Raw genomic sequence first — 20,062 nt, 5'->3', positions numbered from 1 at the left:
TCTCAGCCCTCCTCGCGGGCGGCCCGCCGCAACACGCGCCCCGCCCAGGCCAGCGCCTCCGACGGCGTGCGCCGGCTGGCCAGGTGCACCAGCCCGCTCTCGTTGCCCTCCACCACCACGCGGCCGGCGCCCTCGGCCTGGGCCGTCCCCGCCCGTCGCGCCTCGCGCTCCGTCGCGCGCACCGCGTCCCGCGTCGCCACCGCGCGCGAGACATCGTCCAGCAGGCCCACGTCACCCGCCAGCAGCTCCACGCGCACCGGCGCCGGACGCACGATGTCGCCTCGCAGGCTCTCCACCAGCGCGTAGCCCTCCAGCGGCGCGAGCACCTCCGCGAGCCCGAAGCCCGCCAGGCCCACTGCAATGCGCCGCACCCGCACCCCCGCCGGGCGCTGCGAGCCGGGCTCCGCCCATGCGACGCGGCCATCCGGCTCCACCCGCTCCTCGTGCACCACGGAGCGTCCCAGGTCCTGGGGCAGCGCGCGCACCACGGCGTCCAGCGCGGAGACCGGCGTGTCGCCGAGCCCCTCCACCAGCACCACCCGCACGTCGGGGCCACGCTCGCGGCAGGCAAGCTGGTGCGCCAGCCACTCCACCTCGTCCCGCAGGTTCACCACCAGCGGCCGGCAGCGGCGCAGGCGCTCCTCTTGGGACACCGGCTGGGGCACGGAGGAATATGTCGGCCGCGCCCTGAGGCCACCCCGGCCGGGGTGGCGGTTCCAGTGATCCCCGCGAACAATCTCCTTGGGCACCGGGGCTTCCATCTCCAGGAAGTCGCGCTCCGCCAGCTCATTCTCACGAATGTCCACCGCCTCCGCGGACAGCCGCTCCAGGCGCTCCACCAGCTCGGCGGCGTCCGGGGACGCTTCCACCCCGGAGAGCCCGTCCAGCCGCGCCACCGTCTGCTCCAGCACGCGAGACACGTCCATGAGCGTCCAGGCCGCCGGGTCCTGTTCCGGCGCCCACGCCGGCTCGCGCACCATCAGCTCCACGGACAGGCCCATGTCGTCGCCCCGACGGAACAGCTCCACCCGGGCAAGGTCCTCCGCGCCGCGCCACACCAGGTGGTGGGCCAGCGGCACCGTGAGGCGCCGCTCCAGGGCGCGCTTGAGGGGGCGCGCGCCATAGCGCGGGTCGTAGGCCTGCTCCACCAGCAGGTCCAGCAGCGGGGACTCCACCTCCACCAGCACGTTGCCGCGGCGGATGCCCCGGCGCGACAGCAGCGACTCCAGGGCGTGCTCCACCACCACCCGCAGCGCGGCGGGTGTCAGCGAGCGGAAGGGCACCACCCTGTCCAGCCGGTTGAAGAACTCCGGGCGGAAGAAGGCTCGCACCGAGGAGAGGTAATGCGCCTCCGCGCCCTCGGGCGAGCGGTTGAAGCCCGTGCGGGACGCCGCCTCGCGCACGCCCAGGTTGGAGGTGAGCACCACCACCGCCTGCCGCGCGTCCACCGTGCGGCCGGCGCCGTCCGTCAGTCGACCCTCGCCCAGGAACTGGAGCAGGGCGTCGAAGATGCGCGGGTGGGCCTTCTCCACCTCGTCGAAGAGGACCACGCAGAAGGGCTGGGTGCGCAGCGCCGTGGTCAGCTCTCCGTCCGGAGCGCCCGGCATGCCGAGCAACCGGGTGATGCTGGCGGCGGAGACGAACTCCGACATGTCGAAGCGCACCAGCCGCCCCTCGCTGCCGAAGAGGGTGCGCGCGAGCGCCTTGGCCGTCTCCGTCTTGCCCACGCCGGTGGGGCCCACGAAGAGGTAGGTGGCCAGCGGCTTGTCCGGCGGCTGGAGCGAGCGCTGCAACGTGAGGATGGCATCCACCACGGCGGATACCGCCTCGGGCTGGCCCGCCACCTGCGCGGCCATTTCGCGCTCCAGCACCTCGCGCGGCTTCGGCGGTGCGCTGCCCAGCACGAAGTCGGGCAGGCCCGTCTGCTCGCGCATGGCGGAGGTGACGTCCTCCTGGGTGAAGCGGCGCAGGCCACCTTCCTCGGTGCCGGGCCGCGCCACCACCCGGCGCAGCAGCCGGACGGCCTTGCCCGGGAAGGCCTCGTGCGCCACGAAGCGCTGCTGCAAGTCCAGCAGCGTCTCCAGGGCGAGCGGCGACAGTCGCACCGCGCCCCTGTCGTTCGCGGCCTCCAACTCTCGCAGCGTGCCCAGCAGCGCGGGCAGCGTGGAGCGCGCGTCCAGGGCGGGCACGTGCACCACGCGGAAGAGCGAGGCGAAGGTGGGGGCCTCCTCGCGCACGCGCTCGAAGCGCTCCGGCGTGGACTCGGCCAGCACGGTCAGCTCGCCGCGCGCCAGATGTGGCTCGATGTACTGCGCCACGTTGGTGCGCTCGTTGTGCGTGCGTCCCGCGTAGACGAGCGAGGCCAGGTCGTCCACATAGAGGAGGTCGCCCACCTCCATCAGCTCCTGCACCACGCCCCGCGCGCGGGCCTCCCACTGGCCCACGTACATCATCCCCGCGATGAACTGGTTGCCGTCCACGCGCCACACATCGCGGCGGGTGCCGGCGGCGTCCTGCCGGGCGGTGAGGCGGCTGACCACCTCGTGCACCAGCGCCGTCTTGCCGGAGCCGGAAGGCCCCACCAGGACAATCGCCGCGCCCTCGCGGCCCTCCAGCGCGTCCACCACCTCGCGCACCAGCGCCTCGCGGCCGAAGCAGCGCTCCAGCGCGCCGTCGCGCGCGCCATGGCTCAGGTTGCGCGCCACCGCGCGCAGCTCCACCAGTGACAGGCGGCGGCGGTTGCGGCGGGCCTCGCGCTGCTCTGGCGTCTCCGGGGCCGGCTCGTCTTCCTTCTTCTTCTCCTTCGGCTTCCGGCGGCGCGGTGGAGTGGGGGGCTTGGGCGGAGTCCGGGGGAGGATGGTGGGCGCGTAGGCGTCCACCTCGAGCAAGTCCAGTCGCTCACGCCCCATGCCCCAGCGCTCGTCCAGGTTGTCCACGTCGTGCTCCAGGCACCACGCGGCCAGCCGCCGCGCGAGCGCCTGGGGCAGGGCATCCGGGTGGGCCACCGCGAAGCGGGCCTCGGGCATCCGGGTGGGCGTCACCACCCAGAAGTCGTCGCGAGGCCACTTCTCCAGCAGCACGGCCATGCGGCCCTGGAGGACGATGCGCTTGCCCTTCTCCCGGTCCCTCGCCTCCGTGTCCACCTTCACATGGCGCAGGGCCAGGTGCGGTGGGAACTGGTAGGCCGCCACGTTGGAGGGGGACTCCTTCTCGAAGCGCTCCATGACGGCGAGCGCCAGCTCGTCGCGCAGCATGGAGAGGCTGGGGCCCACGCCGCTCAGCCGGGGCCAGAAGGCGGGCACCCACGCCTGCACCAGTCGTCCACCGAGCGGCGCCACCACCAGGGGCAGTTTGAGGTCCATGGCTTCAGTCCTCCTCCCGCGCGCCGAAGACGCGCCACTGCAGCCAGGCCTCTAGCAGGGGCTCCATCGAGAGCCCCTCCGGCCCATAGCGCTGCTTCGCCCCGGTGCGCAGGTCCTCCAGCGTCCCGCCCACCGTGTCGCTCGTGGTGGGACGAATCCGGCGCACCTCCTGCTTCGTCATGGCCTTCTCCAGCTCCATCAGCGAGGGTAGCGCCTGCAGGGACAGCGGCTGCGGCTCGAAGCGGGCGCGCACCAGCGCGGCCTGGCTGCCCTCGACGAAGCGGTGCACGCCGTGCTCGCCCGCGAGCAGCAGGGGCAGGGTGCCGCCGGTGAGCTGCAGGGCATAGGCGGCGGGCGGCGGCTTCACCTCGTCCAGCACGGTCTTCTTCTCCCAGAACCAATAGAGCGGCAGGTCCTTGCGCGACGACTTCTCCCGGTCCTTCTCCTCGGGACGAAGCAGGGCGCGCTGGAAGGTTATCGACTGCGCCGCCGCCCAGGCCTCGTACGCCTTCGCGAGCGTCAGGAGGTGGGGCCACGCGCCGCGCCCGGGCAGCAGGAAGAGAGTGGCGCCACGCGAGGTGGGGAAGAGGCTGGCGTAGAGCCGCTCACGCAGGGGCTGGAAGGTCCGCCGCAGCCCGGACACGTCGCGCGCGAGGGATTCCGCCTGTCCCACCGCGCGGGACAGGTGCGCCTCGAAGAGCAGGTCCTCCACCGCCTCGGCCTGCTGGGCACAGTCGCGAAAGGCCTTCTCCAGCTCGCGCGCCTCGGACGACTTGCGTGAGGACTCCTCGGCCAGGGCCCGCTCCTCCCAGTACGCCGGCTGCCGCGACGCCTTGTCGAAGACGGCCAGCTCGCGTCGCAGGGCCCGCATGGGCTCGGCGCCGCTCCAGCGCTGCACCTCGGCGCGCAGGCTGGCCGCGTCCTCCAGCACCTTCTCGATGGCCTGCCGCCCCACGCCCTCGGCATCGCCGCCCACTGCCTCCGCGCGCAACGAGAGCCCCTCGCCGCCCGCATCCACGAACAGCTTCACCGGCCCACTCCGCGGGTGCGCGGCGAGCCAGGCGGCCACCGGCACCACCAGCTCCCGCTCCAGCGCGCGCTTCAGGGGGCGGGCGCCATAGCGCGGGTCGAAGCCCCGGGCGGCCAGCCAGTCCAGCGCGGAAGGGGAGACTTCCACCCCCGCGTCGTGGAGGGACAGCCCGGGGCGGCGGCACACGGCCTCCACCTCGCGCACCACCAGCCGACGCAGCAGGTCCGCGGAGAGCGGAGAGAAGACGACGACGTCATCCAGGCGGTTGAATAGCTCGGGACGGAAGAAGCGCTGCACCTCGGTGAGGTAGTGGGCGCGCAGGGCGGCGACGTCGGGCGCACCGCCGGACGAGTCGAAGCCCACGCGGGCGCGCCACGTGTCCGCGCCCAGGTTGCTGGTGAGGACGAGCACTGCGTTGCGGAAGTCGGTGAAGCGGCCGGACGCATCGGTGAGGCGGCCCTCGCCGAGCACGCCCAGCAGCGCGTCATGCACGGCGGGGTGGGCCTTCTCCACCTCGTCCAGCAGCACCACGCAGAAGGGCTGGCGGCGCACCGCCGCGGACAGGTGCCCCGGCGTCTCGCCGTCGCCCAGCAGGCGCAGCAGCGCGTCCGGGCCGGCGTACTCGCCCATGTCCAGGCGCACCATGCGCTCCTTGGCGCCGAAGAGCAGTTCCGCCAGCGCCTTGGACAGCTCCGTCTTGCCCACGCCGGTGGGGCCCACGAAGAGGAGCACCCCCAGCGGGCGGCGCGTGTCGGCCATTCCCGCCTTGAGGACGGACACCACCGACGCCGCGCGCTCCACCGCGACCTCCTGGCCCAGCACCCGCGTGGAGAGGAAGGCGCGCACCTGCCCCACCTCCAGCGGCATGTCGTCGCGGAGGAGCGACTCGGGGATGCCGGACTCGGAGGCGAACTGACGGGTGGCGTCCAGGCGGGTGACGCGGGGCTGCGCGGCGTGGGTGCATGTGGCCAGCAGGCGGCGGAGGAAGGCCACCGCGTTGCCCACCTGCGCACCGTAGGGAAGGAAGCGGCGGCAGAGGAAGCGGGCCTCGTCGAGCGCGTCGGGGAGCACCTCCAGCGGCTTCGGCCCCGCGTCGTCTTCGGCGACTCGCGCGAGGATGCGGGCGAGCGCGTCTGGTTCCGGTTCTTCCACGCGCACCACGGAGAAGAGCCGGGCGAAGCTGGTGTTGCGGCGCTCCACCTGGGCCCACGTCTCAGGCGTGGCCTCGGCCAGCACGGACACCTCGCGGGTGGCGAGCAGCGGGAGCAGGAGCTGGGCCACGTTCTGGTTGCTGTGGGCGCTCTTACCCGCGTCCAGCAAGTCCACCGCGTGGCCCAGCGAGAGCAGGGCGTGGGACTCGGCGGCTTCGCGGAAGCAACGCAGCACCTGCTGTTGCCAGTCGCCGAAGCCACCCTCGCCCGCGATGAGGCGGCTGCCGTCGAGGAAGAAGAAGGGACGGGCGCGCTCTGCCGCCGTGGCGGCGGGGGCACGCAGAGCCTGGGCGAGCGCGTGGAGCACCGCCGTCTTCCCCACGCCCGAGGGGCCCACCAGCACCACGGACTCCGCGTCCTTCGCGGCGAGGCGTGCGCGGAGCAGGGTCACCAGGGCGTCCTGCTCGTAGGCGGCGTCGAGCTGCCCCTGCTGCGCGAGCTTGTGCCAGGGCACGGCGATGCGGTCCAGCGTGGGAGTGGGGGGCGGCTTCTCCGGCTTCACTCCCGAGTCACGGCGGCGGGAGCGGCGGCGCGGCTCCCACGTGTCCAGGTCCAGGGCGTCCTCGTCCTCGTCGTCCGGGCCCGTCTCGCCCTTCTCGGCGGGGGCATCCGGAGGACGCGGCGGCGGGCGGATGTCCAGGTGGAGCTGGCGAGGGGTGAAGGCTGAGAGCGGCGTGGGCGTGGCCTGGACTTCCAGCTCCACCAGCGACTCGGTGCCATCCGGGCGCAGCGCGAGCCGCCGTGCGTCGGAGAGCTCCTCCAACTGCTCCTTCAGCCGGTCCGGCGCGTCCTTGGGGAGCGTCTTGCCCTGGAACCACAGGTGCGTGCCGAGGCGCGGCGCATTCATCCCGGTGTACGACTGGTGCGCGGGCGCGACGACGGCGGAGAAGTGCAGCGGCGCGACGGTGTTCTCTTCCGCGCCCCAGACGGGAATGCCGGGCACTTCGAGGGTGTGGAGCACTCCGTCCGGCGGGGCGATGAACTCCGGCACGCGGCGGGGGTGGACGCGGGTGAGCTGGTCGTCCAGCGCGAGGGACAGCTCCTCGGTGGCCTTCTCCAGCGTGTCCGCGTGCACCGCGAGGTGGGGAAGGGCCAGGGGTGTGAGCGTGACCCGCCCGCTGGCATGTCGCTGCACCCAGCATTGGAAACGGAAGTTCATGGGGGGTACTCACGCTAGCACGGCGCCGCACAGCGACGGCGCGTGCCCACGGGAGCTGACTTCCGCCGGAATGGCCCGAGCGGCGGAGGTGTTCGCCACCTCCGCCGCCCGGTGCTCCTACGGCGTGAACTTCCAGGGCACCGTCATCGCCGGCTGGAAGCAGTGGACATTCGCGAACGTCCCCGCGCCCAGTTCCTGGATGACACCGGCGCCGTAGCCGCGCGCCTGGCACCACCGGCTGACCTCCAGCCGTCCGTCAGCGGAGGTGAAGCTGCCCGCGTTGGAGGCAGGCCCGAGCTGGTCCTTGGGCACGTCCTGGATGAGGCCCGAGTTGAAGCAGCCCACCCACGGCCGCGTCGTCACCTCGAAGAGCAGGCCCGTCGTCCACCCCAGGCTGTTGCACCAGCGGTGCACGGCGGCGCCGCAGTCCAGGCTCTGCGCCACCCGGTCATCCGCGCATCCCGCGTGCTTGCGCGCCAGCTCCTCGAAGGTGACGGCGAGGCTCTGGTGCTGGATGGGCGCGCACGCCACGCTCACGTCGGTGGCGGTGGCAGCGGCCGGCACGCCCATGAGCGAGATGGGCGGACGGTTGCCGATGAGCTGCTGAATCGTCTCGTACACGTTGGTGCTGGTGGCCAGCGCGTCATGCGCCCCGCGCTGCGCGCAGACCCGGTGCATGGAGGACGCGCACGCCTGCGTGCCCAGCGCCGCGTAGCCGTTGCACGTGGGCTGCTGCTGGCTCATCCCGAACTGACCGGCGGACGGAGTCCCCTGGATGGCCGCGTCCTTACAGTCCGCGCCGTGCGTCGTCATGCAGACGCTCCGGTTGGAGCGCGCGTGGGAGAAGAAGCGGACCTCGTCGATGGCGCCCCGGAACGAGCCCTCACCCGTGGCCGGGCAGGCCTGCGTGTTCATCACATTGCCCGCGCCGATGGACAGTGCGCCCGTGCCCAGCCGGAAGGAGCCGGTGACGACGGGCAGGGCCCGCCCCGTGGACACGCCGTTGAGGTACTCGTTGAACTGCCCGGTGACACCGTCCCACGTATAGGCAACGTGGCTCCAGGCGCCCACGGGCAGGGCGGGGCTGCGCCCCATGCGGACGCGCTGGCCGTTGAGCACGAAGGACATCTGCACCGTGTTGTCCGCCTCGTAGATGAGGTCCAGGCCGCCCGACTTCGCCAGCAGGTAGCGATACGGGTTCCCGGTGCAGCCGGTGTTGATGTTCGCGTCGGGCTTGATGGCGAGCTGCACGGTGAAGCCACGGGCGAAGGCGCCCACGCCAGGCACGGTGCTGTTGGCGTCGGTGAGGTTCACCGTGAGGGCGCCACCGCCCGGGAGGACCAGCGCCTTGCCCTTGCCCTGCGGCTCCCACGGCGAGCCCGACGCCGGCTGTGTCACGGCGTTGCCGGGGGAAATCTGCGCGGTGCCGGTGAGCGTGCCCGTGTAGAAGCGGCCCGCCAGGTCCGGCGTGCGCGTCAGGTCATACGCTCCTGCCCGGGTGACCAGCTCGTTCATGGGCAGGAAGAGCACGTGGAAGGGATGGGTCAGGTCCCCGACGTCGATTTCGTTGTAGTCCGACGTGTTGCTGCCGAAGAGGGCGAGCACGTCATGCGTCTTGGTGACGGGCAGGTACTTCGCCTCGTTGCTGGCGCCCGGCGGGAAGTTCTGCGCGGGGCTGCGCTCCTGCTCGAAGTTCCACATGGGGCCCGAGTAGAAGAGGTGGGCGATGTCGCTGCGGTCCGTGTTGATGCTTCCGTCGACGTGATACGCCGTCCAGTTCGTGTCCGCGCCCACCAGGCTGACGGCCTCGCGGCGCGCGCCGTCGGTGTAGACGACAGCGGTGTAGAGGACGTTGCGTCCCTCGTGGTCCACCCAGACATAGGCGCCGCGGATGAGCGCGCCCGTGGTGGTGGTGCCGAAGGGCTCCCCGAGGGCGGACTTCAGCGGCTGCCACGCGAGCGGGTAGCGCTTCACGCCCGGGTTCGGGTCATTGACCATCATCGACAGCGGACGCGGGTTGCTCCAGCCCGACGCCGCGCAGGGCGTGGGGTTGTACGAGTACATCAGGTGGTCGATGACCCCGTTGTTGGACGGGCCGCCCTGGTAGATGAGGAGCCGTCCGTCGGAGGTCATCGTCGGCTCGATGCCGCGAAGCTCTCCTCCCGTGACGGTGGTGAGGAACTCCAGGTTGCCGGTGGTGAACGACGAGATGTCCGCCTGCGCCGTGAAGGGCAGCGAGACGCGGAGGTCCACCGGGCGGCGGCGGAACCGGTTCGGCGGGCCGCCGTACATCTGCGAGTCGAAGAGATATGGCTGATACACCGCGGTCCCGCCGGAGAGCGTGTACGGCTGAGCCGGGTTGGTGAAGCAGAAGGCCAGCGCATTCTCGCCGTTCCTCACGTCGACGGTGCGCCCGGAGGAGAAGACCCCGGAGAAGGAGGGCCGGCCCTGGGCGTCGTACGTCACTGCCTCGGGGCGGAACACCCGCGCGTGCCAGGTGGTCGTCGTGGTGGCGTGGTCCTCCCGGATGTTCCCGATGAAGACCCGCCCATCAATCGTGGACGAGTGGCCGTTGGCGTTGAAGGGCGTGCGGATGCGGGTGTTCACAAGCGAGGGCCGCTCGGCGGCGACGGACTCGTGGGGCGCGAAGGCGAGGGCGAGCAGCGACGCTGCGAGCAGGGCCAGCGGACGACAGGGGCGCGGGGGCATGAGGGCTCCTTCGTGAAAATCTGATTATACTCGATTTCACGACTTCGGATGGAGCGCCGCGTTGACAACGCCCCCGGCCGCGGGCATCGTGGCTTCGTTCATGTCGACCCCGCTCTCCACCGCTTGTTGCTGCTGTCACGCACCTGCGGTGGGCGCCTGTCCACCAGTGGCCTGAGAGCCCTGGTCGACCCGGTCTGAAAAGCCCACTGCCCGCGAGGGAGTGGGCTTTCGAGTTTCTGGACCTGAACCCGACCCATCCCATCGCGACCCCCGTTCCACCAACGAGGTCACGTATGGAAGGTCACTTCTCGCCGCGTCCCAGACCCTGGGTTGCCCTGCTCCTGTTGGTGAGCCTCGCCGGCTGCTCCAGGTCGGGCGGTGATGCCGCCGCGTCCTCGGAGGGCGGCAGCGTCACCCTGCTCAACGTCTCCTACGACCCCACGCGTGAGCTGTACACGGACTTCAACGCCGCCTTCGCGAAGCACTGGGAGGCGAAGAGCGGCAAGAAGGTCACCATCAAGCAGTCCCACGGTGGCTCCGGCAAGCAGGCGCGGGCCGTCATCGACGGGCTGGAGGCGGACGTCGTCACGCTGGCGCTCGCGTACGACGTGGACATGCTCCACGACAAGGGGCAGCTCATCCCCGCGGACTGGCAGAAGCGGCTGCCGGACAACAGCGCGCCGTACACGTCCACCATCGTCTTCGTGGTGCGCAAGGGCAACCCCAAGGGCATCAAGGACTGGGAGGACCTCGTCAAGGAGGGCGTCTCCGTCATCACCCCCAACCCCAAGACGTCCGGCGGCGCGCGTTGGAACTACCTGGCCGCGTGGGGCTACGCGCTCCGCAAGCAGGGCGGCGGTGAGGCCACTGCCCAGGCCTTCGTGGAGAAGCTCTTCCGCAACGTCCCCGTGCTGGACTCCGGGGCACGCGGCTCCACCACCACCTTCGCCGAGCGCGGCCTGGGGGACGTGCTCATCGCCTGGGAGAACGAGGCCTTCCTGCTCACGCAGGAGGTGGGCAAGGACAAGTTCGAGATTGTCGTCCCGTCGGTGAGCATCCTCGCCGAGCCGCCTGTCACCGTGGTGGACAAGAACGTGGACAAGCGGGGCACCCGCGCCGCCGCGGAGGCGTACCTCCAGTATCTCTACTCGGACGAGGGCCAGGAACTGGCGGCGAAGCACTACTACCGCCCCCGCTCCCAGGCCGTGGCCGCGAAGCACGCGGCGCGGTTCCCCAACGTGAGCCTCTTCACCATCGCTGACGTCTTCGGCGGCTGGAAGAAGGCCCAGGCCGCGCACTTCGATGACGGGGGCGTGTTCGACCGCATCTACGCCCCGCAGGCCCGCTGAAGGCCGCCGCGTCATGTCCGTGTCCTCTCGCCGCCGCCGCGTCCTCCCGGGCTTCAGGCTGTCGCTGGGCTTCAGCTGGTTCTACCTGGGGCTCATCGTCCTCATTCCGCTGTCCAGCCTCTTCCTCAAGACGTTCACTCTCACCTGGGCGCAGTTCTGGGAGACGGTGACGGCGCCGCGCGCGCTCGCCGCCTACCAGCTCACCTTCGGGGCCTCGCTCGCCGCGGCCCTGGCCAACGTCGTCTTCGGGCTGCTGGTGGCCTGGGTGCTGGTGCGCTACCGCTTCCCCGGCAGGGATTTGGTGGAGGCGCTGGTGGACCTGCCCTTCGCGCTGCCCACGGCGGTGGCGGGGCTGACGCTGACGACGCTGTTCTCCGCCAATGGCTGGTATGGCCAGTACCTGGAGGCGATGGGCCTGAAGGTGGCCTACACCTCCGTGGGCGTGGCGGTGGCGCTCACCTTCATCGGGCTGCCCTTCGTGGTGCGCACGGTGCAACCGGTGCTGGAGGACATCGACGTGGACGTGGAGGAGGCCGCGGCGACGCTGGGCGCCACGCCGTGGCAGACGTTCTCCCGGGTGCTCTTCCCGAGCATCCTGCCCGCGCTGCTCAGCGGCTTCACCCTGGCGTTCGCCCGGGCGCTGGGGGAGTACGGCTCCGTCGTCTTCATCTCCGGCAACATGCCGCTGCGGACCGAAATCGTCCCGCTGCTCATCATCACCAAGCTGGAGCAGTACGACTACGCGGGCGCGACAGCCATCGCCATCGTCATGCTGATGGCGTCCTTCTCGCTGCTGCTGGCCGTCAACCTGCTCCATCGCTGGAGCCACCGCCGGCTCGAAGCCCGGACGGGGAGCTGAGGCGCCATGCATCCCACGACTCTCGTCTTGCGGCGGCGCACGCGGACCCTCAGCGGGCCGGCGGTCATCCGCTGGGCGCTCATCGGACTGGCGCTGGCCTTCCTGGGCGTGTTCCTCGTCGTCCCGCTGGTGGCCGTCTTCACCTTCGCGTTCCAGAAGGGCTGGGCGGCCTATGTCGCGGCCATCAGCGACCCGGAGGCGCTGTCGGCCATGCGCCTGACGCTGCTGGCAGCGGCCATCTCCGTGCCCCTCAACCTGGTCTTCGGGTTGGCCGCGGCGTGGCTCATCGCCCGGTTCCGGTTCCGGGGGCGGTCGCTGCTGATGACGCTCATCGACCTGCCCTTCAGCGTGTCGCCAGTCATCGCGGGGCTCATCTTCGTGCTGCTCTTCGGGCGGCAGGGCTGGCTGGGGCCGTGGCTGGTGGAGCATGACCTGCGCGTCATCTTCGCCGTGCCGGGCATCGTCCTGGCGACGGTGTTCGTGACGTTCCCCTTCGTGGCGCGCGAGGTGCTGCCGGTGATGCAGGTCCAGGGCAGCGACGAGGAGGAGGCGGCCCTGACGCTGGGCGCGAGCGGGTGGCGGACGTTCTGGCGCGTCACCCTGCCCAAGGTGAAGTGGGGCGTCATCTACGGCGTCATCCTCTGCAACGCGCGGGCGATGGGCGAGTTCGGCGCGGTGTCCGTGGTGTCCGGGCACGTGCGCGGCGTCACGACGACGCTGCCGCTGCACGCGGAGATTCTCTACAACGAGTACGACTTCGTCGGCGCGTTCGCGGTGGCCTCGCTGCTGACGCTGCTCGCGCTGGTGACGCTGGTGGTCAAGAAATACGTGGAGTGGAGGAGCGTGGCGCCATGAGCATCATCGTCGAGCAGGTCACCCGGCGCTTCACGGAGAAGGGGACTCCGGCCGTCTCGGAAGTCTCATTCCAGGCCCCCACGGGTGCCATCACCTCGCTGCTGGGGCCATCGGGCGCGGGCAAGTCCACGCTGCTGCGGCTGGTGGCCGGACTGGAGGTGCCGGACGCCGGTCGCATCGTCATCGACGGGGTGGACTGTACGAACATGCCCGTGCAGCAGCGGGGCGTGGGCGTCGTCTTCCAGAGCTACGCCCTGTTCCGGCACATGACGGTGCGGGAGAACATCGCCTTCGGGCTGGAGGTGCGGGGCTCCCGGCGCGAGGAGACGGCCGCGCGCGTGGACGAGATGTTGCGCCTGGTGCAGCTGGAAGAGCTGGGGAACCGCTTCCCCGGGCAGCTCTCCGGCGGGCAGCGCCAGCGAGTGGCCTTCGCGCGCGCGCTGGCCATCCGTCCCCGCGTGCTGCTGCTGGATGAGCCCTTCGGCGCGCTGGACACGCGGGTGCGTGAGGAGCTGCGCGAGTGGCTCCATGAGCTCCACACGCGCACGGGCCTCACCACGCTGCTGGTGACGCATGACCAGCAGGAGGCACTGGAGATTTCCCAGCACGTGGTGGTGATGAGCGAGGGGCGGGTGGCGCAGGCGGGCTCGCCGGAGGACATCTACAACCGGCCCGCGTCGCCGTTCGTCGCCTCCTTCATCGGCGGGGCGAGCGTGCTGCGCGGTCAGGTGCGCTCGGGCCGGGTGGCCATGGGCTCGCTCTCCGTGCATGTCCCGGCGGCGGCGCGCGAGGGCCAGGCGGTGCAGGCCTTCGTCCGGCCGCATGACATCAAGCTGGCGAAGTCGTCGGAGGCCCCGCTGAACGGGCACTCCGCCACCGGCCGGGTGGAGCGGCTCAAGCCCGTGGGCGGCTTCGTGAAGGTGCTGCTCCGGCTTCCTTCGGGAGACGAAGTCACCGTGGAGGTGCCCCGCTCGGAGTTCGAGGCGCTCGGTGTGACGGAGGGAGACTCGGTGCGCGCCGATGTGCGCACGGCGGCCGTGTTCGTGGGCGACTACGCCATCTGAGCTGGGGTGTCATGGCCACACCCACCCGCGAATGTCGGGACTTTCTCCATTAACCGAAAAAACTGTTTGAGTGTGCGGGCTCGACGGCTAAGTCCAGGGAAGAGCCCCCCGGCTCCCTTCCCTGGAGAGAGACATGCACACACGACAGGAGTGGTACTCGATGCTGCTGGCCGCCGGTTGCCTGGCCCTGGTCAGCGGCTGCGGAGCGGAGACAGTTCCCGAGGCAGCGCCGCTGCCGCTCGCGAGCCAGGCGCAGGGCGAGCTCGGGTATGACCCGGGCGCGGGGTGGAACCTCGCCTGGCAGGACGACTTCACGGGCACGTCGCTGAACGGCGCGAACTGGACCGTGCTGACGAGCAACCACGACCCCGTCACCAACAACTGCAACTTCGGCACGGGTGAGCTGGAGTTCCCCCGCGCGCAGAACGTCACCGTTGGAGGCGGGAAGCTGGTCATCACCGCGGAGCGGACCAATGACGCTCCCTACGACTCGCGGTGCGCGGGCTACGGGCCGCGCTCGTTCTACTCCGGCCGCCTCCACACCAAGGGCAAGGTGGAGCGGCGCTACGGGAAGCTCGCCGCGAGCATCAAGATTCCCTCCGGCTATGGCATGTGGCCGGCGTTCTGGACGCTGGGCGGCAACATCTCCACGGTGGGCTGGCCCCGGAGCGGGGAGATCGACATCCTGGAGTGGCACTCCAACGAGCCGAGCTGGATGAAGTCGGCGGCGCACTACTTCGCCAACGGGGCCGACCAGCACTGGGGCACGGGCGCCAGCGGCGGCTACAACCTCGCGGACGGCTTCCACGTCTACGAGGTGGAGTGGACCGCGAACAAGATGGTGTTCAAGCTGGACAACCAGATTCGCGGGACTGCGGACTTCAACCACAACGAGCCCGCGTTCCAGCAGAACCACTACATCATCCTGAACCTGGCGCTGGGTGGGAACTGGTACGGCAACCCGCCTGCCAGCGCGATTGCCCTCGCGTCGGGTGAGCGGAAGACGATGGAGGTCGAGTGGGTGCGCTGGTACGCCGCGGGCAGCACGCCGCCGCCCAGCTCGCTCACCAACGCCAGCTTCGAGTCCGGCATGACGGGCTGGGCGACCTGGAGCCCCAACGGCACCGAGGCCGCGGACTTCTCCGAGACGTACAACGGTGGCCACTCGGGCAGCTACCACCTGACGCACTGGAACAACGGTTCGCCCTTCGAGGTGTGGACGTACCAGGTGGCGTCCGGGCTGCCGTCGGGCAACTACAAGGTCCGCGCGTGGGTGCGGAAGGGCGGAACGTTCGACTTCGCCCGCCTCCAGGCGAAGACGTGCGGCGGGTGCGCGCCCGTGTACACCACGCTCGGCAACTACGGCGCGTGGACGCTCGTGGAGACGCCGGCCATCTCCGTCACCGGAGGCACCCTGGAGCTGGGCTTCCACACGAAGGCCAGCGTGGGGAACTCCGCCAACTTCGTCCACATGGACGACGTGGAGCTCATCCGCCTGTAGGCGGCGCCGCTCCCTGGGCGACTCGCACCCCGGCTACAGGAGCAACCGCCAGCCCAGCCCGGCCAGCGTGGTGTAGCCAACCACCGCCCGCTCCACGCGGCCCTCGGGCGACAGGAAGAACACGGTGGGGAAGCTGTTCACGCGCCAGTCGCGCTGGGTGGAGTCGTCCCCGAGCAGCACCGGGTAGTCGACGCCATGCTCGCTCGCGAAGCGCCGCACGGCTTCCTCGTCGTCGTACGCCACCGCCACGGACACCACGTGGGCGGAATCTCCGGCGAGGCTCTGGAGCTGCGAGAGGTTGGACGACTCCATCTTGCAGACGCCGCACCAGGGGGCCCAGAAGGCGAGCACCACGGGCTTGCCGCGCAGCGCCTCCAGACTCACTGTCTCTCCGGCCAGGGTGCGCAGGGTGAAGTCCGGAGCGGGGGTCCCGCCTCCGGGCAGGCGCCGCGTCTGCCACGCCGTCACCGCCGCGAAGAGGAGCGCCAGCAGGGCCAGGTCCACGCCCCAGCGCACCCACCACCGGCGCCGCGCCTCGTTCCAGGCGGCCCGCATCCGTCCCAGCGCTCCGGTACCGCCCTGCATTCCGTGCCTCCTCGGCTCCAGCGACACCACCGGGAACGGCCGCCCCGAAAGGACGGCCGTCCCAGGCTCACGTCATGACAGGGCAGCCGCCTCGTCGGGCTGCCACGCCGCGCTCCGGAGGCTCTCACCGGCCTGCCGCTGCGCGCGTCCCACCGCCTTGGTGACGGCCGTGCCAGCCCGGTCCAGGGCCTTGTCCACCGCGGCGACCAGCGTCGTGTCCTTGGACTCCAGCGTCAGCTCCTTCCCGTGCTCCAGCCGCAGCGTCACCTTGCACGACTTGTCCACGCCGCCGCGTGGGCCGTTGGTGTCCTCCAAGCGCAACACCACCTCCTTGACGCGGTCCGCCAGTCGGTCCAGCGCGAAGCGCACGCGGCGCTCGCAGTGGGTGCGAAGGCTCTCGGTGAGGGGGATGTGACGGGCTCGGATTTCGATGCGCATCCAGGACTCTCCTTCTGGCCCCCCATTGGGCCTGTTACTTCTCTGTTCACGAGGCCCTTTCGTCGCAAATAGGAAAAGCCCCCGTGACGCTTCGGAAAAACCGAAGCCTCACAGGGGCGGGGTAGGGCGAGGAAGGAGTCCACCCCACTTCGGGGCAGCGACTACGGAGGGGTGGTCGTCGCCGTCGTGGCCGGCTTCTGGGACGTCTTGCCCGGCGTGGCCACCGTCTTGGCCGTGGCCTTCGCGGCTTCGGCGGGCGCCTCGGCGGTGGCCACGTCGGCCTCGCTGGCGGCCGGCTTCTTCTTCTCCGGCATGGCGTAGATGGGCTTCTCCGGCACCGGCCGGGCGCCCACGCGCACCTGCTGCTCCATCATGCGGGACCAGAGCGACGCCTTGCTGCCCAGCAGCGCGTTGTCCGCCAGCACCAGCGTGCGCACGTCCTGCGCGCGGCGGTACAGGCGCGGCGCCACGTCCGGCTGCTGCGGGTCCGAGTCACTCACCTGCACCTGCTCCTGCACGCTGATGCCCTCCTCGGCGAAGGTGAGGGTGGCCGTCAGCTCGAACTTGCGGCGCAGCCCGTTGGGCAGCTCGAAGTTCATCTCGCGCGAGAGCGGGAACCACGCGGCGCCCAGGCACGCGCGGGCCTTGTCGGACACGGACTCGGTGAAGAAGCGGTTCTGCCGCAGCGGCATGATGCGCGCGTGCCGGCGGCACACCTCCTCGCCTTCCGTGGTGCACGCGTCACCCTCGGCGACCAGGACGTTGGAGCCCTGCACCTTCTCCAGCCGCAGCTTCGCGTTCTTCGGCATGGCGCGCAGCGAGCCCAGCGCGTCCACGCGGAAGCCCTTCTCCGTCGTCTCCACCAGCGCCACCGGGCCCAGGGCCTCGCCGTTGGTGAAGCGCCGCGTAATCACCCACACCAGCCGCTGCCCGGCCTGGAGCGTCTCCAGCACCAGGTCCTCCTCCGTCAGCTTCTCCGGAGGGGGCAGGGCGAGGGCGTCGGGGCCGGCCTCCACGCACTCGTCGGCGGCCGGGTCCTGGGACCAGACAGGGGCGCCCGTGCAGTCCACCGACGGCCGCGGGGCGGCGCCGGAGTCCTTGTCATAGCCGTGCAGCAGCAGGGCGAACCACGTGTCCGGCGTGGGGAAGGAGAGCGCGTTGGAGCCCGCCTCGGCGAAGCACATCGCCGGCTTGGGCACGCTGGCGCAACCGGCCAGCAGGGACAGCGCCACGGCGGAGACCTGGAGCGTTCGTTTCATGGGTTCTCTCAGGCATTGGCGAACTGGAGGTCCCAGTCGCCTTCCGCGGTCAGGGCCACATGCAGCTTCGGGGGCACCGCGCCGCCCACCAGGTGCTGCAACAACTCGCGCGAGAGCACGGGCATCAGCGAGCCCTGGAGGATCTGCTCCATGTTGCGCGCTCCCATCTCGGACTCGGTGCACCGGCGCGCCAATTCGTCGAGCAGGCCCGGCGCCAGCGTCGTCTCCACGTTGTGGGCGGCCCGCAGCCGGCCCACGAGCTTCTCCAGCTTCATCTCCGCAATCTGGCGCATCACGTCGCGCTGCACCGGACCGAAGGGCACAATCGTCATGCGCGCCAGCAGCGCCGGCTTGAAGTGCTTGCTGAGCACGGGGCGGATGGCCGCGACCACCTGCTCGGTGGTGGGCTCCGCGAAGTCCTCGAACATCCGCATCACCACGTCCGAGCCCAGGTTGCTGGTGAGGATGATGACGGTGTTCTTGAAGTCCACCGCGCGGCCCTCGCCGTCCGTGAGTGAGCCCTTGTCGAAGACCTGGTAGAAGAGGTTCATCACCTCCAGGTCGGCCTTCTCGCACTCGTCCAGCAGCACCACGGAGTAGGGCCGCTGCCGCACCGCCTCCGTCAAGAGGCCGCCCTCGCCGTAGCCCACGTAGCCCGGCGGCGAGCCGATGAGCCGGCTCACCGTGTGCTTCTCCTGGAACTCGCTCATGTTGAGCGTCGTCATGAAGCGCTCGCCGCCGTAGAGCGTGTCCGCCAGCGCCAGCGCCGTCTCCGTCTTGCCCACGCCGCTGGGGCCCACGAAGAGCATGACGCCAATCGGTGTGTCCGGGTTGCGGATGCCCGCCTGGGAGATGCGGACGATTTCCGCCACCTTCTTCAGCCCCGACTCCTGGCCGCGCACCCGGCCCCGCAGCTTGTCCTCCAGCGTCAGCACGGAGGCCAGCAAGTCACTGCGCATCTTCCCGACGGGCACGCCCGTCCAGCCCGCCACCACCCGCGCGACGATGTCCGCGTCCACGTCCGCGTGCACCAGCGGCACCTCGCCGCGCGTCTCGGCCAGCTTCTTCGCCGCCGCGTCCACCGCTTCCTTCAGCGCCGCGGCGTCCGCCTCCGGCTTCGCCTCGCGCAGCGCCTTGCGCGCCTCCATCAGCGCCGCCACCGCCGTGCGCTCGGTCTCCCAGCGCGCGTGCAGCGAGGCCCGCGAGTCCTGGGTGGCGCGCAGCTTCTCCTCCGCCTCCGTCAGGGCTTCCTGCTCGTCCGGACCGCCCGTGCCCTCGGCGAGGTCGCGCTTGCGTACCTCACGCTCGCGCTCCAGCGCGGCAATCTCCTGGTCCAGCGCCACCAGCTCCTCGGGGCGCGTGGACAGCTCAATCTTCACGCGGGCCGCGGACGTGTCGAGCAGGTCCACCGCCTTGTCCGGCAGCTGCCGGCCGGAGATGTAGCGGCTGGACAGGCGCACCGCGGCGGTGACGGCCTCGTCGCGGATGATGACGCCGTGGGCCGCCTCGTAGGTGGGCCGCAGGCCGCGCAGCATCAGCTCCGCGTCCTCCACGCTCGGCTCCTCCACCTTCACCGGCTGGAAGCGCCGCTCCAGCGCGGCGTCCTTCTCGAAGTACTTCTTGTACTCGGCCCAGGTGGTGGCGGCGATGGTGCGCAGCTCGCCGCGCGCCAGCGCCGGCTTGAGCAGGTTGGACGCGTCCGTGCCGCCCTGCGAGCCGCCCGCGCCGATGATGGTGTGCGCCTCGTCGATGAACAGGATGATGGGCGTGGGAGACGCCTTCACCTCGGCGATGACGGCCTTCAGCCGGTTCTCGAACTCGCCGCGCACGCCCGCGCCCGCCTGGAGCAGGCCCAGGTCCAGCCCGAGCAGCTCCACGTTCTTCATCGCGTCGGGCACCTCGCCGCGCACAATCGCCCAGGCCATGCCCTCGACGAGCGCCGTCTTGCCCACGCCGGGCTCGCCCACCAGGATGGGGTTGTTCTTCCGGCGGCGGGAGAGGATGTCCACCATCTGCCGGATTTCGCGGTGCCGGCCGAAGATGGGGTCAATCTTCCCCTCGCGCACCCGGCCCGTGAAGGACGTGGCGAAGCGCTTCAGCGCCTCGTCCCCGCGCCCGCCAGGAGCCCCGGCCGCGCCACCCGCACCGGCGCCCGCGGCGTCGGCGGAGGCCACCTCCACATTCTCGGGAGAGGGGCGCAGCACCACCTCCAGCGAGGACATGAGCTCGTCCCGGCTGATGGCGTCCAGCTCCGGGAACAGCTCCGCGGTGTAGCGAGCGCGCCGGCTGACGAACTGGGCGAACAGCACGCCCGAGCGCAGCCGCGTGGAGCCCTGCTCCACGGAGGCCAGGAGCCACGCCTCCTCGAACCACTGGAAGAGCGTCTCGGAGAAGACGGGCCGGCCCGCATTGCCCGCGCGCAGGCCCTGCACCGCGCGCTCCATGCTGGTCAGCAGGTGACGGCGGTCCACCCCGAACTGCTGGAGGATGCGCGCGATGTCCGAGTCCTCGGGCTCCAGCATCTGCACGAGCATGTGCTCGGGCACGATTTCGTAGAACCGTCCCGCGCTCGCACGGGCCACCGCGGCCTCGAGCAGACGGGTAGAGGTCGGCGTCAGACGACGGACGAGCGCTTTCGGATCGACGCGAATGGGAGCCCCCAGAAAATGACAGCGATGGTG

Annotated in this window: 12 protein-coding genes; 5 read left to right on the top strand and 7 right to left on the bottom strand. The window is 71.0% G+C overall.

Translation table 11 applies throughout. The features are described from left to right. Positions 1-2: 2 nt before the first annotated feature. The 3 genes from G4D85_RS39640 to G4D85_RS39630 form a co-directional block, all read right to left on the bottom strand. Positions 3-3,362 (bottom strand): AAA family ATPase, encoded by a 3,360-nt coding sequence (locus G4D85_RS39640; RefSeq protein WP_164019439.1) that lies wholly within the window; start codon positions 3,360-3,362, stop codon positions 3-5. Positions 3,363-3,366: 4 nt separating this feature from the next. Continuing rightward, complete coding sequence (locus G4D85_RS39635) at positions 3,367-6,762, bottom strand: AAA family ATPase (protein ID WP_164019438.1); 3,396 nt, start codon at positions 6,760-6,762, stop codon at positions 3,367-3,369. Between the two features lie 117 nt (positions 6,763-6,879). Next, positions 6,880-9,471 (bottom strand): LamG domain-containing protein, encoded by a 2,592-nt coding sequence (locus G4D85_RS39630; RefSeq protein WP_164019437.1) that lies wholly within the window; start codon positions 9,469-9,471, stop codon positions 6,880-6,882. Positions 9,472-9,764: 293 nt separating this feature from the next. On the opposite strand from G4D85_RS39630, the gene G4D85_RS39625 reads away from it, so the two are divergent. The 5 genes from G4D85_RS39625 to G4D85_RS39605 all read left to right on the top strand — a co-directional run bounded on the left by G4D85_RS39625 (position 9,765) and on the right by G4D85_RS39605 (position 15,099). Then, entirely contained in the window at positions 9,765-10,820 is a 1,056-nt protein-coding gene (locus G4D85_RS39625) for a sulfate ABC transporter substrate-binding protein (protein WP_164019436.1), read from the top strand. A gap of 13 nt (positions 10,821-10,833) precedes the next feature. Beyond that, entirely contained in the window at positions 10,834-11,679 is an 846-nt protein-coding gene (gene cysT / locus G4D85_RS39620; RefSeq protein WP_164019435.1) for a sulfate ABC transporter permease subunit CysT, read from the top strand. 6 nt (positions 11,680-11,685) lie between these two features. After that, on the top strand, positions 11,686-12,534 hold the full coding sequence (gene cysW, locus G4D85_RS39615; RefSeq protein WP_164019434.1) for a sulfate ABC transporter permease subunit CysW: 849 nt from the start codon (positions 11,686-11,688) through the stop codon (positions 12,532-12,534). After that, complete coding sequence (locus tag G4D85_RS39610; protein WP_164019433.1) at positions 12,531-13,598, top strand: sulfate/molybdate ABC transporter ATP-binding protein; 1,068 nt, start codon at positions 12,531-12,533, stop codon at positions 13,596-13,598. Before cysW ends, G4D85_RS39610 begins: the two co-directional genes overlap by 4 nt. Positions 13,599-13,731: 133 nt before the next feature. Beyond that, entirely contained in the window at positions 13,732-15,099 is a 1,368-nt protein-coding gene (locus G4D85_RS39605; RefSeq protein ID WP_164019432.1) for a glycoside hydrolase family 16 protein, read from the top strand. 33 nt (positions 15,100-15,132) lie between these two features. Here G4D85_RS39605 and G4D85_RS39600 read toward each other — a convergent pair whose 3' ends face one another. The 4 genes from G4D85_RS39600 to tssH all read right to left on the bottom strand — a co-directional run bounded on the left by G4D85_RS39600 (position 15,133) and on the right by tssH (position 20,044). Then, the gene (locus G4D85_RS39600; protein ID WP_164019431.1) at positions 15,133-15,684 is read right to left on the bottom strand and encodes a peroxiredoxin family protein; all 552 of its coding nucleotides are present in this window, start codon (positions 15,682-15,684) and stop codon (positions 15,133-15,135) included. A gap of 72 nt (positions 15,685-15,756) precedes the next feature. After that, the gene (locus G4D85_RS39595; RefSeq protein WP_164019430.1) at positions 15,757-16,122 is read right to left on the bottom strand and encodes an HPF/RaiA family ribosome-associated protein; all 366 of its coding nucleotides are present in this window, start codon (positions 16,120-16,122) and stop codon (positions 15,757-15,759) included. Positions 16,123-16,283: 161 nt separating this feature from the next. Further along, entirely contained in the window at positions 16,284-17,381 is a 1,098-nt protein-coding gene (locus tag G4D85_RS39590; protein ID WP_164019429.1) for a hypothetical protein, read from the bottom strand. Between the two features lie 8 nt (positions 17,382-17,389). Next, entirely contained in the window at positions 17,390-20,044 is a 2,655-nt protein-coding gene (gene tssH, locus G4D85_RS39585; RefSeq protein ID WP_164019491.1) for a type VI secretion system ATPase TssH, read from the bottom strand. Between the last annotated feature and the right edge of the window lie 18 nt (positions 20,045-20,062).

This window comes from Pyxidicoccus trucidator (assembly GCF_010894435.1).
GTDB classification, from domain to species: Bacteria; Myxococcota; Myxococcia; order Myxococcales; family Myxococcaceae; genus Myxococcus; species Myxococcus trucidator.
The sequence above is the reverse complement of the archived record's forward strand: the minus strand, read 5'-3'. Positions and strand labels throughout refer to the sequence as shown.

Excerpts from the sequence above, each read along its gene's own strand:
- G4D85_RS39630 (WP_164019437.1), bottom strand. The coding sequence starts at position 9,471 with ATGCCCCCGCGCCCCTGTCGTCCGCTGGCCCTGCTCGCAGCGTCGCTG.
- G4D85_RS39590 (WP_164019429.1), bottom strand. The coding sequence starts at position 17,381 with ATGAAACGAACGCTCCAGGTCTCCGCCGTGGCGCTGTCCCTGCTGGCC.
- G4D85_RS39635 (WP_164019438.1), bottom strand. The coding sequence starts at position 6,762 with ATGAACTTCCGTTTCCAATGCTGGGTGCAGCGACATGCCAGCGGGCGG.
- cysW (WP_164019434.1), top strand. The coding sequence starts at position 11,686 with ATGCATCCCACGACTCTCGTCTTGCGGCGGCGCACGCGGACCCTCAGC.
- G4D85_RS39595 (WP_164019430.1), bottom strand. The coding sequence starts at position 16,122 with ATGCGCATCGAAATCCGAGCCCGTCACATCCCCCTCACCGAGAGCCTT.
- G4D85_RS39600 (WP_164019431.1), bottom strand. The coding sequence starts at position 15,684 with ATGCAGGGCGGTACCGGAGCGCTGGGACGGATGCGGGCCGCCTGGAAC.
- G4D85_RS39640 (WP_164019439.1), bottom strand. The coding sequence starts at position 3,362 with ATGGACCTCAAACTGCCCCTGGTGGTGGCGCCGCTCGGTGGACGACTG.
- G4D85_RS39610 (WP_164019433.1), top strand. The coding sequence starts at position 12,531 with ATGAGCATCATCGTCGAGCAGGTCACCCGGCGCTTCACGGAGAAGGGG.
- G4D85_RS39605 (WP_164019432.1), top strand. The coding sequence starts at position 13,732 with ATGCACACACGACAGGAGTGGTACTCGATGCTGCTGGCCGCCGGTTGC.
- G4D85_RS39625 (WP_164019436.1), top strand. The coding sequence starts at position 9,765 with ATGGAAGGTCACTTCTCGCCGCGTCCCAGACCCTGGGTTGCCCTGCTC.
- cysT (WP_164019435.1), top strand. The coding sequence starts at position 10,834 with ATGTCCGTGTCCTCTCGCCGCCGCCGCGTCCTCCCGGGCTTCAGGCTG.